This is a genomic window from Marinilabiliales bacterium, assembly GCA_007695015.1.
GTDB lineage: Bacteria > Bacteroidota > Bacteroidia > Bacteroidales > PUMT01 > PXAP01.
This window is the reverse complement of the sequence record REEN01000045.1, coordinates 1-16,024: the sequence shown is the minus strand read 5'-3', so window position 1 is coordinate 16,024 and position 16,024 is coordinate 1. Positions and strand designations below refer to the sequence as shown.

10 protein-coding genes are annotated in these 16,024 nt (G+C 51.2%); 2 read left to right on the top strand and 8 right to left on the bottom strand.

Translation table 11 applies throughout. From position 1 onward, the window contains the following. Positions 1 to 19 precede the first annotated feature (19 nt). The 6 genes from EA408_04805 to EA408_04780 all read right to left on the bottom strand — a co-directional run bounded on the left by EA408_04805 (position 20) and on the right by EA408_04780 (position 6,174). A complete protein-coding gene (locus tag EA408_04805; GenBank protein ID TVR73427.1) occupies positions 20 to 1,081 on the bottom strand; it encodes an efflux RND transporter periplasmic adaptor subunit in 1,062 nt (353 codons plus the stop codon). Between the two features lie 81 nt (positions 1,082 to 1,162). After that, positions 1,163 to 2,470: a TolC family protein gene (locus EA408_04800; GenBank protein ID TVR73426.1), complete on the bottom strand. Its 1,308-nt coding sequence runs from the start codon at positions 2,468 to 2,470 to the stop codon at positions 1,163 to 1,165. A gap of 79 nt (positions 2,471 to 2,549) precedes the next feature. Then, positions 2,550 to 3,179 carry a TetR/AcrR family transcriptional regulator gene (locus EA408_04795; GenBank protein ID TVR73425.1) on the bottom strand — a complete coding sequence of 210 codons (630 nt, stop codon included), beginning with the start codon at positions 3,177 to 3,179 and terminating at the stop codon, positions 2,550 to 2,552. Positions 3,180 to 3,365: 186 nt separating this feature from the next. Next, complete coding sequence (locus EA408_04790) at positions 3,366 to 4,415, bottom strand: UDP-N-acetylglucosamine 2-epimerase (non-hydrolyzing) (protein ID TVR73424.1); 1,050 nt, start codon at positions 4,413 to 4,415, stop codon at positions 3,366 to 3,368. A gap of 52 nt (positions 4,416 to 4,467) precedes the next feature. Further along, positions 4,468 to 5,562 carry a gfo/Idh/MocA family oxidoreductase gene (locus EA408_04785; GenBank protein TVR73423.1) on the bottom strand — a complete coding sequence of 365 codons (1,095 nt, stop codon included), beginning with the start codon at positions 5,560 to 5,562 and terminating at the stop codon, positions 4,468 to 4,470. A gap of 6 nt (positions 5,563 to 5,568) precedes the next feature. Next, the gene (locus tag EA408_04780) at positions 5,569 to 6,174 is read right to left on the bottom strand and encodes a hypothetical protein (protein TVR73422.1); all 606 of its coding nucleotides are present in this window, start codon (positions 6,172 to 6,174) and stop codon (positions 5,569 to 5,571) included. 160 nt (positions 6,175 to 6,334) lie between these two features. Here EA408_04780 and EA408_04775 point away from each other — a divergent pair, with 160 nt between their 5' ends. Further along, a complete protein-coding gene (locus EA408_04775; GenBank protein TVR73421.1) occupies positions 6,335 to 11,713 on the top strand; it encodes a translocation/assembly module TamB in 5,379 nt (1,792 codons plus the stop codon). Positions 11,714 to 11,725: 12 nt separating this feature from the next. Beyond that, positions 11,726 to 14,281 (top strand): hypothetical protein, encoded by a 2,556-nt coding sequence (locus tag EA408_04770; GenBank protein ID TVR73420.1) that lies wholly within the window; start codon positions 11,726 to 11,728, stop codon positions 14,279 to 14,281. Between the two features lie 3 nt (positions 14,282 to 14,284). Here EA408_04770 and EA408_04765 read toward each other — a convergent pair whose 3' ends face one another. Further along, entirely contained in the window at positions 14,285 to 14,788 is a 504-nt protein-coding gene (locus EA408_04765; GenBank protein TVR73419.1) for a DUF4168 domain-containing protein, read from the bottom strand. Positions 14,789 to 15,019: 231 nt separating this feature from the next. Next, positions 15,020 to 15,952: a sugar phosphate isomerase/epimerase gene (locus tag EA408_04760; protein TVR73444.1), complete on the bottom strand. Its 933-nt coding sequence runs from the start codon at positions 15,950 to 15,952 to the stop codon at positions 15,020 to 15,022. Positions 15,953 to 16,024 lie beyond the last annotated feature (72 nt).

Below are 16,024 nucleotides of genomic sequence, written 5' to 3'. Positions count from 1 at the left end.
TGTTATTGCATAAGGGGCTTTACCACTGCACTTCGACAGCAACACCGTCAACCAGCCTTGCCTGTCCCGCAAAAATCAGCCTGTCGCCTTCACTTAGCTCATCGGATATGATCTCGACCATATCGTCAAACCTCTCTCCCAGTCCGACTGCAACGCGTCTTGCTCTGCCGTTCTCTTCAATAAAAACGAACCGCTCATTGGATCCCTGCAGCTTGAGCACTGCAAGTGCCGGCACAACAAAGGCTTCAATCTGCTCAAGTTCCATGGTGGCACGTGCAAACATCCCGGGCCTCAGCCGTTCATCGCTGTTGGGAACAACCATCTCAACGGTGAAGGTACGGGTAGCCGGATCAATTGTCGGATATACAGTCTTTACCGTCCCCATAAATACCTCACCCGGCCATACGTCGGTGGTTATTTCAACAGATATCCCTTCTGAAATATGTCGATAATACCTTTCCGAAACATTGATCATCACCTTCAGCCTTGAAGTATGGACCAGGGTGATGATCGCAGCCTTGCCGGCAGGGGTGTTGGGTGCACCGGAGAACATCTCGCCGTTCTCAAAATATTTTGCCGACACCCTTCCGTCGAACGGAGCCGTAAGCGTTGTGTTTTCCATCAAAAACGCAACGTTCGATTCTGCCATTTCATATTGCGTCTTCACCTGGTCATACTGCTGCCTGGTTACGCTCCCTACCTTCCTGAGTGTATCCATCCGCCGGTAATCCTTCTCTATGCCTGCAAGCTGTAACCTGGCCTGCTGAAGCTGTGTACGGTCCATCTCCACCAGCAGTTGTCCACGCCCTATCCTGTCGCCTGCCTCCACATGAATTCTGTCAACCCTGCCGGGCTGGGCCGGGGCAAGGTGTACCTCAGTGAATGCACGCAGGTTAGCCGTATAATTTATGCTCCGGGCTATCTCACTGTAGCCGAGTTCAAGAACCCTGACAGCTTCAGTACGGTCTCCTGCCTCAGTGGCAGTACCCGCTTCATCGCCCGGTGAAGAGGAGCAGCCGTAAGCTGTCAATATAACTGCGGCAACGGTCATGAAGCCTTTTAATTTACTTTTGAATTCCATTTTGAATATTTTTAATTGTTTTCTATCCGTTTACTGTTATCTAATAACCAGGCTTAACTGTTTAAACCATTTATGCATGTATCATATCTCATTAAGCAGCCTGTCCATCGCCACATGAGCCTCAAGAAGCTGCATGAGGGCAGAAATATAGCTGTTCTCTGCCTGCAGGTAATTATTGTTTGCCGTGGTCAGGTCGAGGCTTGATGCCATTCCCTGCTCATACCTGTTACTGATATTATGGTAGACCCTGCGAGACACTTCTACATTGGACTTCTGACTCTCATACTGCTCTTTCGCGTTATTCAGGTTGTAGCGCAACTGCTTTTCCTGGATCAGGAGCTGTTCTGAAAGCAGCGCCTTCTGATTCTCGGCCATCTCAAGGTTTATCCGGGCCTGGTTGACGCGGGACTGGCGGGCACCGCTCGAGAAGATCGGAATGCTGACATTAAAGCCGATAACATGGTTAGGTGTGATATCAAACTCCGGCTTAAGCAGCTTTTCGGTATAGTTATAGAACCCCATGATGGTGGGCAGGTAAGCCGCCCGTTCCAGGTCCACCTGCTGTCCGGCGATGCTGGTCTGCAGCTCCATCAGCTGGTAATCGACATTCTCGTTTATATTGAACTGGCTTAGCAGGCTTCCGTTGAAATCTGACCTTTCAACTATAGATGAAAGGCCATCGGTCAGCTCGACCGGCACATCTGCATCCAGTCCCAACTGCAACCTGAGCATGTTGTGTGACAGCTCAACCTGCCTTCCCGATGCCCTGAGGGCATTTTCAAGCATGGTGACCTGCACCGACAGCTGATCGTAGTCGACCTCCTCAGCCACACCAGCATCAACCATTGCACGTGTCTTTTCAAGGATATCTCTTACATTGTCAAGATTTGCCTCTATGATGCCGGCCGATTGCTCCGAGATCAGAGCAAGATAATATGCCTGGGTCACCTGGGCGCGTATCTCAAGTCCGGTCCTCTGTTTAGTTACCTCAGTAACCTCCCTGAACAACCTTGCAGTCCTGATACCCACAATATAGCTTCCGCTGAAAATGAGCTGCCCGACCGAAAGCTGCAGGTTACTGGTCGGATTGAACTCTATCTCCATCCCGGGAAAGGCTCCGAGCGAAGCTGTGGACCCGAAAAAGTTGTTGTAATCCACTGTAGCATCAATCCTTGGCAGACCCTGTGCAATAGTTTCCCGGAGTCTCTCTCCTGCCTCATCAATTGCCAGTCCGGCATTGATAAGGTTCCGGTTGTGCTCGATTGCATATTGCCGGGCATCCTCAAGTCCCAGTCTCAAAGGCTCCTGCGCAAAAACAAGTCCGCCATCAAAAACAAGCAGCAGCAGAAACATCATAAAACATTCTTTCAACCACTTCAACATACTCATAATTATTAATTTGTGTAAACTACCCTGCGCCAGTAGCGCAGGTCTTTTATGCCGTTCTTTAAATCAGAACTGTTAAGTCTTATCCAACAGTAACAAATTGATCAGCCTCATCCTCCAGATACTTCTCAATCATGTCCAGCCCCTTTTTTGTAGCTATGCCTCTGAAAAAATTTATCACCACATTTTCATACACCGCCTCCCGCGAAAAGCGGATCGAAGGGAATACATCCTCATCCGATATAATCCTCAGCTGCTCATTAAGCAGCTTTCCGACAATCTCAACGTCAATACTTCCCCTGAACAGGCCCTCCTCAATTCCTTTCTCAAGTATACCCCTGATATGGGCCTGGTGCTCATCACCGTATTTACGGTAGGTCTCCTTCCATATCCGGTAATGATATTTTTTCAGGTCTGAGGTAAACAGCGGATTGATGGTCTTGATAGCCGCTACCCCAAGCTTGATAAACCTGAATACAAGATCAATAGTGTTTTTTGCTTCGGACCGGGCCTGCAGTTTGTCCTTACTGAAAACCGCATCAAGGTGGCTCAGGCAGCTCCTGAGAAGGTCATCCTTGTCTTTGAATATTTCATAAATGGTACGTTTTGAAACCCCGGCATCGCTCGATATATCATCCATCGTTATCGCCTTAATGCCCGATTTTATGAACATCTCAGCAGCCTTTTCAACAATACGTTCCTTTACATGCATCGGTGTGATATTTTGTCCCCCGGGCAGTCAACAGGGCCTTCATACTAGCGGGCACCGGACATGTGTCCCCGGCAAAAAATGCAGTATTCTCTGTTTTCTGCAAATTAATACAAGGCACAAAAGTAATATGGAAACTCAATAAACCAAACGAGTTTTCAGAATTTTAACAAAAAAATAGTTTTCTGATCAGATTGAATCAATGATTGCTGCCATTTTGGAACTGACATCTTCGCCAAAAACATTCTCCTGTGATTCAGGGACCCTGAATGACGTAATTACATCAGCAATATGACTGCCCCTGGGATCAACCAGGAGGTTCCAGCCGGTATCGACCGTCTCGACCCATTCGGTCTCGGTGCGCAACGTTATGCAGGGCCGGCCCAGTATGAAAGCCTCCTTCTGAATCCCGCCCGAATCGGTTATGATCCGCATGCTGTAATGCTGTGCGGCAATAAAATCAAGATATCCCAGGGGTTCAACAAGAGATATGTTCTTCCATGAAAGATCCGTCTGCACGATCATTTTCCTGGTGCGGGGGTGCACCGGAAAGATGATCAGCTCACCCAGCAGGTCAAGCTGATCGAGTATATTTACCAGTATTTCGGGATTATCAACATTATAGTTGCGATGCAGCGTAAGCAGGTTGAATTCGCGGCCTTCCACCTCCAGCTCACGGGTAATCTTCGATTTTTCAAGTGCCACGGGCAGTGATTTGGAAAGGGTATCTACCATTATGTCACCTGTAAGATAAGTTTTATCAGATAGCCCCTCCCCTTTTAGAATTGCCTCGGCAGTCCCTGTAGGCGCAAACAGGTAATCGGACACATGGTCGGCAACAATCCTGTTGATCTCTTCGGGCATGTTCCGGTTATAACTTCTAAGTCCGGCCTCCACATGCACCAGGGGAACATTGATCTTGGAGGCTGCCATTGCTCCGGCAAGTGTGGTGTTGGTATCGCCAAAGATCACAACAAGTCCGGGATCCCGTTTAATAATAACCTCCTCGATCGCCTTCATCATCTCACCCGTCTGCGTGGCATGAGTACCCGACCCGATCGCCAGGTGGTAATCAGGGTTCCTGATCCCAAGGTCTGAGAATATCTTTTCAGACATTTCATAATCATAATGCTGCCCGGTATGGACAATGATCTCCTCATGCTTGTCAGAAAGCCTGGCCGATAAAGCTGCAAGCTTTATAAACTGGGGCCTTGCCCCGACTATGGAAATAATTCGCATCTGTTGGTTCTGTTAATAATAATACAAATATGCCTTACGGCGGAAAAGCAATTCAAATCCCTGCACCTTTCCTGAAGACAGCCATCTGCTCTGCCGTCTCCCTCACAAGCCTCTGCACCTCCACTCCATGATCCAGTCCGGGCACGTAAGCCAGCGTATCCTTCCCCGTAAGGAAAACATAATGGGCATGGATGAGAGCCCTCAGCCAGCCCGCAGGCACATGTCCCGAAGGAAAGCTTGTCACGGGCCGGAAATTGCTCCCGGTGAACCTGACTGACCAGTCCCCCACCTCCTCCAGGAAATACTCAAACCTGTCGGGGTAATAAGAACTGTAGCGGAGGGCACCTTTCTCGAAATGGATCTCGAAGGCAAGCATATCGCCAATTCCCGAGCTGACACGGCTGCCTGAAACATTGCCCACTGCCCCCGTCTTCGGGTCAAAGAGGGCTATCTCTGAATAAAGGTCTGACCCCGCCGGCACATCGGGGTAGGAACCGGACTGCAGTGCAGAGACTATCTTCACCCCGCTACCCAGGAAAGCGACCATCAGGCTTATGGCATGCGACCCCAGGTCGGCCATGGCACCTCCGTCAGGAGCAGGGGTCAGCCGTGTGCGCCGTTTGTCCCTGTAAGATTTGTTCAGGTAGTCACTATGTTTCAGGGTAAAGCTGAAATGAACCGGCTTCCCGAAATCCTTTTCTTTCATGAAAATCAGAGCCTCACGAACAGCCGCCCCCAGAAGGAACTGGAAGCCCACCTGCACTTTCTTGCCGTGGTTACCCCTGCCGGCTATATCGTTCAGCCTGCGCTCCTCATCAATATTGGAACATACAGGCTTTTCCAGGTACACCTGCCTGACGCCGTCCATCGCCAGTGCAGCCTCCAGGTGCGCGCAATGGACGTTGTTGGGCCCGAGAATGAAAACCGTATCTATATCCCTGAGATTAAAAAACTCCTCAGCCGTAACATCTTTCTCAAATCCGTATTCACCTGCAAATACCGAACGGCTCTCTTTCCGTGCAGAAGCAACGGCTGCAAGGGAAAAGTCAGGAGGGGAGGGATAGAAAAATTTAAGTGAATTGAGCGCGAAGACATGTGATTTTGCAATTCCCCCGGCACCAAGAAAACCAATCCTGTAATGTTCCATAATATGTCAGATGGGATTTGTAAGATCAAATTCGGCGGTAAAGACCGGTTCACCGTGGTAGCTGAGCTGATAGGTCATAGTGCTCATATCCTCCGCCAGTATGATCTGCCATTCACGGTTAAAAACATCCTCAAGCAGCTCTACGGTATACTCGTCAGCCGGAAAATTCTGCATGAACTCTGTTCCTTTCCCGTCGGCATATCCTCCATACATAGTAAGATCCTCCGGAGTTCCGTCTTCGTGGCGATGGTCATGCCTGAACCGGAGTCCCCTCTCCTCGACCAGGAACATCCAGGTGCGGGACCTGTCCTCGTCGAGATGGAAAGGGATATAGACTCTGTCATCCTCGCATACAGTAACATGCATAACAAAATCCATGTGAGCCCAGCTGTCCCTTCCGGGCGCCATATAAACCTCCCCGCCGCGGAAGGACTTGCCACAAAGGCTTGCCAGATTGTCAAGAAATGCCCTTTCCGTTTCAGTCAGGGCCGATTCAAGAGCTTCGATCCTGTCAACCATATCATCAGTTGCACTCTCCTGCTGCCCGTTTCGTGGGCCGCATCCTGCGGCAACGAGCACAATAATTGCAAATAAAACAATTTTTCCTGTCATGATATCTGTATTTTTAAGTTCGGTTCAGTTAACACCGGCGGCAAGAAACCGCGGCAATTACAAGCATGCAAGTTAAAAAATATTTCTAAAAAGTATATTATTGCAATAACTGCATCGTGAACATGTTATCTTTACGGTAACATAGAATCAAATCGAGTAAATGTCACCCGGCAAGCTTGTAAAATACACAGGAACAGTGATACGGATCATATTGCGTATCATCATTTCCTTTCTCCTGCTTTTCGTCCTGATCACGATTTCCCTGCAGTTTCCGGCGGTACAGACAATGGTCGGGGGATTTGTAACTGACCGGATAAGCTCAAGAACAGGCACGGCCATCAGCCTGGACCGCATAGCGGTAAGGTTTCCCGGACAGGTATCGCTGCAGGGTATCTTCATTGAAGATGCAAGGGGTGACACCCTGCTGAGCGCCGGGAGTATCCGTGCGAACATAAGGCTGCCGGCCCTGCTTCGCAACCGCCTGTACATAGGATCATTAAGAATTGATGATCTGACGGCAAACATAACGCGCTGCGATCCCGACACCATTTTTAACTGGCAGGTCCTTGCAGCAAGATTTGGTTCAGGCAGCGGAAACAATGCCGCGCCGGACGGCGAAGCTTTGGGGCCGGGAGCAAACTCCGGCAGTAGCATCAATACCACACCGGCCGCAGAGGAGAGTGGACCGGGAGCAACCGCAGGCAGGGATCATATGACTGCCAAGGAAACTCCGGAACCGGAAGCATATGGCGGAGAAGCTCCGGAACCGGAAGCATATGGCGGACTACACCTGATCCTCAATAATGTCTCCCTCAACAACATAGCAGTCCGTTTCGTTGACCAGCCCAACGGCACTGACCTGGATGCCAGGCTTGACCATTTCAGCACCACCCTCAGGGGGTCCGACCTGCTCGGCGGCAGGTACCGTACCGGCCACACCCTGATCGACGGGGGCCGGGTAACCTTACTGCAAACTGGCAGGACAACAACGCCGTCGCAGCCTGCCGAAGATCAGGTCCTGCCCGAAATACGGCCCGGGCCTCTCACAGTAAGAGATTTTATTTTCAGCTACTCGGGGTATGACGGCTCATCGGCCGTTTTCGAATCGGGCGCGCTCGATATTGATCCCGTGATAACCGATCTGGCCGGGAGAACCATATCCCTGCGTTCGGTCATTTCCAGGAACATGAAAGCTGACATATTTCTACCCGGCGAAGATAAACCCGGTGACGGTGAGACCGGTGACGGTGAGACCGGTGACGGTGAAACCGGTGACGGCACACCCGGAGAAGGCGAGACCGGTGACGGCAAACCCGGCTCCCCGGCAGCGAAGGCGGCGGAGCAGGCAGGTTTCAGTTTTGCAGGGGTAACGGAATGGATTGTGTCTGTAAGCAGCCTGGCTGTCGAGAATGCCGGTTTCGGACTGCAGACCGGGTACGGAGGCTCATCCGGCAAATTCGATCCCGGGAACTTCTCTCTTGGGAAACTTGACCTGAGCGCCGGTAATATTTATATTGCTCCCGACAGCCTCAACCTTGACATTGATAACCTCGGCGCTGGCATATCCGACACCTTCAGTGTCAGGAAAATGGTGCTGCATGCCTCAGCCGGCAAAAGCGGAGCATCGGCTCTGCTTGATCTGGCCACCACTTACAGCTCTGCCGGGATCAGGTTAAGCACAAACCTGGCAGTGCTTGATTTTAAAACAGATGAAATATGGGATAAGGAGTTCTCGCTGGTCCTGGAAGAGGGTCTGGCCGGTCCTGACCTCCTGTTCTTTTACGCCGGGACTCTTCCCGGCTATGTGCGCTCCCTGGCCGAAGAAGAAGTGCGGTTCAGCGGAAGCATATCGGGAACCCCTTCCCTGTTCGCTGCAGATAACTTTTCTGTTGGTGTGGGTGACATCCTGGGCTTAGCACTGAACGGCTCCGTTGCCAATATTGCCGGCCAGGGTGAGATGTTCATTGATACAGGAAGGCTGGAATTGCATGCGGGGCCTGACAGACTATACGAACTGCTGGCAGGTACGGAACTGATCCCCGATACAGCCGGCATGCCGGGCTTCATGCTGCCGTCGCAAATACGCGCAGAAGGTACCTTCACGGGATCTGCTTCCGGATTCACAGCCGGAGCTCATGTAGAAAGCGATTTCGGCTCTCTGAATGCTTCATTGTCTTATGGTGACGAGGAAGGAGAAAAAAGTTACAGCGCCACAATTTACAGCAGCCGGCTCGATGCAGGCAGGGTTACCGGAATGGAGCTGTTCACCAGCATGCCCTCAGTGTCAATTGATATCACTGGCAGGGGCACCGATCCTGCACTTGCTTCGGCTACGGCCACCATGAAGGTGAGCGGACTTAGCATTGCTGATTATGACTATAATGACATATTGATAGACCTTGCGCTTGAAGATTCTGTAGCATACCTTAAAACCAGGTACAGCGACGATTACCTGAATGCCGGGATCGAGGCTTCGGCCGGGCTGTTTACATCAGTGCCATCTGCCGGAGGCACGCTGGCAATTGAGTATGCCGATTTGGGGCGGCTCGGACTGGTTGAAGATGAACTGCTTATAAGTACCGGACTTGAAGCTGATCTGGTTCTGCGCCCGGCAGGCTTTTTCAGCGGACTGGTGAAGTTGTCGGCAACCCGGCTGGCGATGGGAGAAGATATATATACAATTCCCGAAATAACAGTCCGGTCGGTATCCGACAGCCTTGACTATTTCGTAGAAATAGAATCTGACTTCCTGGAGGCCCGTTACCACGGTAATGTAACCCCTGCGGGAATACCCTCCATCCTGGCAGGGCACCTGTCTGATTATTTCACTGTACCCGCGCCGGTTTTGCCGCATGACATGCCTGATGACGCATCATTTCAGCTCAACGCAAATCTTTTCCCCGAACAGATAGTCAATCTTTTCCTGCTTCCTGCGATTGAGAGTTATGATACACTTTCACTGTCAGTTTCCTACGACGGGAAGACCCGGGAGATCGGACTGCAGGCCGGCATGAAAGAGCTGAGCTATGGGGGAGCTGAGTTTCATGACTTCAGTGGGAGGCTGGTTTCCGACGCCGGGAAGATGGATTTCAGGTTTGAAGCAGGGCACTTGGGAATCGGCGGAGCGGACCTGGGAAAACTGGAGACCTCAGGCACTCTCTCAGATGACATGCTTGACATGGTACTGTCAGTAACAGAGCCTGCAGGAAATGAACTGTTCTATACAACTGTCTCAGCTGAAACATACGAAGGCCTGTTCAGGGTGGCTTTCGGACACGACAAACTCATACTGGCCGGCACACCCTGGAGTATTGATCCGCTTAACAGAATCGTCGCAGGCAGGCAGCAGCTGTCGGTTAGCAATTTCAACCTTGCTCACGGCGAAACATCCTTTTCTGCTGCTACCCGCATCAGGCCGTCTGATGAGACCGACCTGCTCATAACCCTTTCGGGAGCAGAACTGGAAGCTCTCTCCAATCTTACAGGCAACCTGCTGCCTGTCACAGCCGGAACCATGAATGCCACTGCAACGGCCAGGAATATTTTCGGTGAAACGGCTCTGACATCTTCAGTCGACATCAGGGAACTTGTCGCCGGAAACGAGATGATCGATCGCATAAGCATCCTGCTGGAGAACGAGATTCCGGGACTGTATCATGTGAACGCCTCCATGAACCACCGGGGCGGACTGCTTAGAGTGCACGGCGCCTATAACCAGAATGACGAGATGCCGCTTGACATCAGCATCTTTCTTGACAGGCTAGATCTTTCAGTTGCAGAACCATTTACTGCAGGAGGTCTGACCCACATAACAGGACTTGCAGAAGGCAAAATGCATATGACGGGGTCAGCCGGCGCTCCGTTGTTCACCGGGAGCATACAACTGACAGATGCTGCTTTCAGGGTTCCTGAACTCAATACCGGATATTTTGCACGGAATGAGATAATCAGCTTCGACAGGCACTATATCAGGCTTAACAACTTAACCCTGCACGATTCCCTGGGCAGAAGCGCCTCAGTAAACGGTACGGTCAATTACTCCGATCCCGGCAACATCCTTTTCAGTCTCGACCTGGGCACACGCAACTTTTTGTTAATGAACCTGGAGGGAAAGCATAACGACCATTACCACGGGCGCCTGCTGGTAGACAGTGACCTGCGCCTCAGGGGATCCCACCACAACCCTTCGGTTGAAGGCAGAATAAAGTTCAACGAGGGATCAGCATTTACATTCATCGTGCCCCGCACTGCACCTGAAGCGATAGGTGACGAGGGCGTGGTTGAATTCATGACGCCGGGAGCAGGAAACGATTTTTTAACCCTTGCAGCCGGCATGGCTGAAACCGGTGAGATCACATCCTCGCTGGAGCGGACCGAGGTGAGCCTCAATATTGAGCTTGACAGGCAGGCAGAGATCAGGGTCGTTATTGATGATTTGGCAGGCGACAATCTTGTGCTCAGGGGTGGCGGAGTGCTGAGCTTCGGAATAGACCAGGGGGGAGCGGTCAGCCTTGCCGGCAGATATGAAATAAACGAGGGAGAATACCTGCTGACCTTCTATGACGTCATAAGGAGAAATTTCAGGATCAGGCCCGGAAGCAGCATTGTGTGGACAGGAGACCCTCTCGGGGCCGATCTGGACATAACTGCAATTTATAATGTCAGGACAGGCGCCAGGGAACTTATGAGATCCCATATTCCGGCCGACCAGGCTAATGCGGCCAGCCTGAGGCAACAGTACCCCTTCCAGGTATACCTTGGCATGACAGGCAACCTGATGAACCCCAATATAAGTTTTGAGCTTGACATGCCTCCCGAGCACAGGCGGGCAATGGACGGGGCCCTGATGGCACGGATCAATGAGATCAACAGGAATGAATCGGAGCTGAACAAACAGGTTTTCGCATTACTGCTGCTGGGAGGTTTCATCCATGAGAACCCCCTGGCAGCTGCAGGAACAGGCGGTGGTATAACGTCTACAGCCAGATCGTCGGTGAGCCAGATGCTGTCACAGCAGCTTAACAGAATGTCTGACAGGTTTATAAGAGGAGTGGACATAAGTTTTGAAATGGAATCATACGAAGATTTTGCCGATGGCGACGGTACGGGACGAACAGAATTGCAGATGGAGGTCTCACGAAATTTTTTCGATGAAAGGTTCAGGATAACAGTCGGCGGCAATATCGAACTGGAAGATGAAATGAGAAGAAGAACCGGTGCCGGTGATATAGCGGGGGACTTCTCCCTGGAATATCTGCTGACTCCCGGGGGAAACCTTCTTGTACGGGGATTCCGCACACGCGACTACGGTGACCTTGTAGAACCTGATCTTACCAGGACAGGTATTTCATTGATTTTTTCGCGCAGTTACAACAACCTAATGGAAATTTTCAGGCGGCGGGAGGAGGAATATTACCAGCCGGTCCATGAAAACGGAGAAGAAGAGGGCATCCGGGGAGGACAGGGTAGCACAAGTCCTCAGTATCCTGGTGAACGCGACAAACAGGATCAGGATTATCTTCCCGGCAAGGAGCAGTAATTTGAAAAAAATATGGTCAGGCAGAAAAGACACGGAAAAAAGCTATTATTGAACAGCATAGATTGCGGAGGGTATGCGGGTGCCTTCCTCTGCCCCTTTCTCATCGCTGTGGCGGTTTTTGCGGTTGCATCGTGTACGGGTACCAGGCATCTTGGTGACGACCAGAGCCTCTATTCCGGAAGCAGGATATATATTGAGCCCGGAGAACAGGCAGAAAACCTCAATGAAATGGAGAGGGAGCTGGAGTCGGTACTCTCACCACGACCAAACAGCAGTATCCTTTTCATGAGGCCAAGGCTCTGGGTGTATCATATAACCGGAACCACCAGGGAGAGAGGAATTGGTAACTGGATAAAAACGAGAATTGGAAGGCCGCCTGTCCTGATTGAGGATGTCAATCCTGAACGCACGACCAGACTTATGCAGAACCGGCTTTTCAACATGGGACATTTTGATACTGATGTTACATACAGCCTTGCCGAAAAGAAAAAACAGACCAGGATCAATTACCACGTAAACATCAGCGCCCCATACCGGATCGGCAGGATCATCCTGCCCGGCACGGCAACTGAAGCCGGCCAGGCTGTTGTACGCGCCATGGAAAACACAGAACTCCGGAGCGGCGACATTTACAGCCTGGCCCGGCTTAAGAGCGAGAGGTCGCGAATAGAAAGGCAGCTCAAGGAGGAGGGGTTTTTCTACTTCAATGCCGACCACATCATTTTCAGGGCCGACAGCACTGCAGGCAACAGGGAGGTAGACCTGCACCTTGCCGTTAAAACTGATGTGCCATCGTACGCCCTGCGGAGTTACCGCATAGGCAATATCATGATCATGCAGGAAGGTATTGCGCCGACCGCCGGAGTCTCGCAAGGAAGCAGGTCCGGAACCGGTAACGCCTCACAAGGAAGTTCCGGCCTTGACGGCAGCGCCACTGCGGGGAACAGGTTCACGGTAATTGAAAATGGTGTGTCAGCAGCCCTTGAAGAGCTCCCCGTGAGTGAACGTGTGCTGCTCAATTCGCTGTTCCTTGAGCAGGGGCAGGTCTACAACAGCAGTGATCACTTACTCACCATAAGCCACCTGATGGGGCTGGGGGTATTTAAGTTTGTCAACATCCGGTTTGAGAGAAGGCCTTCCGGAAATGCTCTCCAGCCCCCCCCACCGGCTTCTGCCGGAGACTTAGAGTCAGAAAACCAATCCGCCAGCAATCCCGAAAACGGAGTGGGAGTTAACCGGCACCCCAGTAATTCCGGAAATGGCGGCAATGAAAACCTGCTTGATGTCAGGATCATTCTGACCCCTATGGAGAAAAAGAACATCAGCGCCGAACTCAGCGGAGTATCCAAATCGAATAATTTTGCCGGTCCGGGTTTTACGGCATCGTTCAGCAACAGGAACCTGCTGGGGGGAGCTGAAAATTTCAGTATCGGACTTGACGGCGCCTTCGAGACACTTATCGGCCAGAAAGGGGTAAACAGCATTGAAGCCGGCCTCACATCGGAAATAGGAATACCCGGACTTCTGATCCCGTTCAGGCATAGTGCAGTATCTCACGGGTATATGCCCAGGACAAGGATGTCACTTGCATTCAGTTACCTTGACCGGACCGATGCATTCAGCCTCTCATCGTTTAAATCGCAGTTCGGATACCACTGGAACCCTGCGCAGCATGTTCAACATAGGTTCAACCCCTTTGTATTCAATGTGTTCGGACTGGGCAGGATCTCAGATGAGTACAGGCAGATCTTTTCTGATGAGGCACTGCTGCGCAGGGGGATGTTTGAACAGTTCCTGCTTGGATCTGAATACTCATTCTTCTACAATACTCTGGTAACAGGCGATGACCGCAACCTGTGGTATTTCAATATAAACGCCGACATGTCAGGTAACATGGCATGGCTGGCCGGAAGATACGGCGGATTTGCAGGGGAAGGAGCTGCCGGCGAGTACACTTTCTTCAACCAGGGGTTTGCGCAATACTTCAAGACTGACATCGACGTGCGCCATTACATTGGAACTAAAAACGGCAACAGGATCGCAGCCAGGCTTATTGCCGGTGCCGGGATCCCTTACGGCAACTCATCCTCTCTGCCCTATACAAAGGTTTTCACTATTGGAGGGAGCAACAGCATAAGGGCTTTCCATCCGCGCTCAGTTGGTCCCGGTTCCTATTCACCGCCCGACACACTGGTATCAACGCTCAACATTTACCAGTCGGGCGAACTCAAGTTTGAAATGAACCTGGAGTACCGGATTGACCTTGGCAACATATTCAAGGCTGCACTGTTTGCAGATGCAGGTAACATCTGGAATATCAGGGAAAAGGAAAATGCCCCCGGGGGGGCATTCATTCCATCACAGTTCCTGCGTCAGATAGCGCTCGGAACCGGGGCAGGTATCAGGCTTGATTTCACCTTCTTCCTCCTGAGGCTTGATGTAGCCTTCCCGCTTGCGATCCCCGGGCAAAATGACCATGCAGGTTATTTCCGGAGACCGGATCCACTGGATCCACAATGGAGAAGGGATAACATAATCCTGAACCTTGCAATAGGATATCCTTTCTGAAGATTACTCCTCTTCATCCATTTCTTCCATCAGCACATTGACCCTCATCTGGAGCTCAGGATCCTGCTGATAGTTCATAAGTATCTCCTCGTATTTCGCGGGAGTTATTCCTTCATCAGTAATCGCCTCGCCGATTATCTCCTCATACTCAAGCTGAATATCCTGGATGGCGTCCATTGCATTATTAAATGATTCCATCTCGATTTCGGTGGCTTCAGCCTCCTGTCCGGTACTGAATGCTTCAAGAATATTATTAAACTTCTCAACTGTCAGATCCTCATCCTCAATCTTTCCTACCATCTTTACCTGGCTCTCCTGCTGAAGAGGCATAACCACAAGGGCAGCATTGATAAAGACAAGCAGCTCATCATCACTGTATTCGGCCGGTTGCTGCATCTGCTGCTGGGGCAGCTGCTGTGCGGCGGCCTGATTAAATGACAAGAATACAAAAAGAGTTGCAAAAAGGGTGAAGATCATGGCCGTACGGCCGGATTTTGTAAATAACATAATTTGAATTTTAATTTGACATACAGGTACAACGACCGATATTGCACTTTATTTCCCTGAATGCCGTGATTTTTGAAAGGATAACCTGCCGGGGGCAGCCCGCTGTATGGATGGTCCGCTGTATGGATGGTCCGCTGAATGGGCAGCCCGCTGAATGGGCAGCCCGCTGAATGGGCAGCCCGCTGAATGGGCAGCCCGCTGGTATGATAATCAGACGGATTCCCTGGGCCCTCAGGTTACACGGCTCACCAGGTCCTTCATTTTTGTTAGCCCTGTACGGGCCACTTCAAGGGCATCCTGAGCCCAGTAATCCCTGTTGAACAACTCAAGGGAAAGCACCTTCACACCTCCCATCTGGTGCAGTTCCGACAAAATCTGCTCCATCGGGGCAGCGCCATCGCCTGGATAGACCCGGTGAGCATCGGTCTGCTCCTCCCTGGGCACATCACCGGGATAGTCATTCATATGGAATATCTCCATTGCACTTCCCCTCACCAGTCTGAGTCCGTTAAACCCCGACCCTCCCCTGAAGAGATGGTAAACATCTGCCAGTATCCTGGCATCAGGGTCATTTGTTGCGGCCGCTATGTAAAGTGCCTGCGACAGGTTGTACAGTGACCTCGCGGCTCCCCAGAATTCAAGATGCGGCATTACACCCGTGCGGCGTCCCAGTTCAAGCAGTTTACCATACCTGGCGGCAGCTTTGCTGTAGTCCAGATCGTCCCTGTGATGGAAGCCCGCTGGCGGGGCAGCAATCCTGCGGCATCCCAGTTCAGCCATCAGGTTCATCTCCTCTTCCATCTGCCTGAATCCCTGTTGCCTCTGATCATCATCGTCGACTATCCAGGGGGCAAAACCGATGGCGCCGGCAACTTTAACACCGCTCGCCCTTATCACACTTTTAAGCTCCGGCAGGCTGTTTCCCTGCTCAAGGTAATCCTGCACTTCGCCAACCCATAGCTCCACTGCATCATATCCTGCTTCACCGGCAATTTCGATAGAGCCTGTGAGTCCCCGCTCCTGCCCCCGTATAGTGCTGGTATTCAAACAATACACGAATTCATGATTCTGTTCTGCAGGCTTTCTGCCGCAGGCCATTCCCGGAATAACAGCTGCCGCTGCAGCCGCCCCGATAAGTTTGATGGAATCTCTTCTTGTTGTCATATTGCAAATATCATTTTTGAGGTTTGAGGAGTAAATATAGTAAAGTTGATCCTTAATCCGTTTCTGATTTCG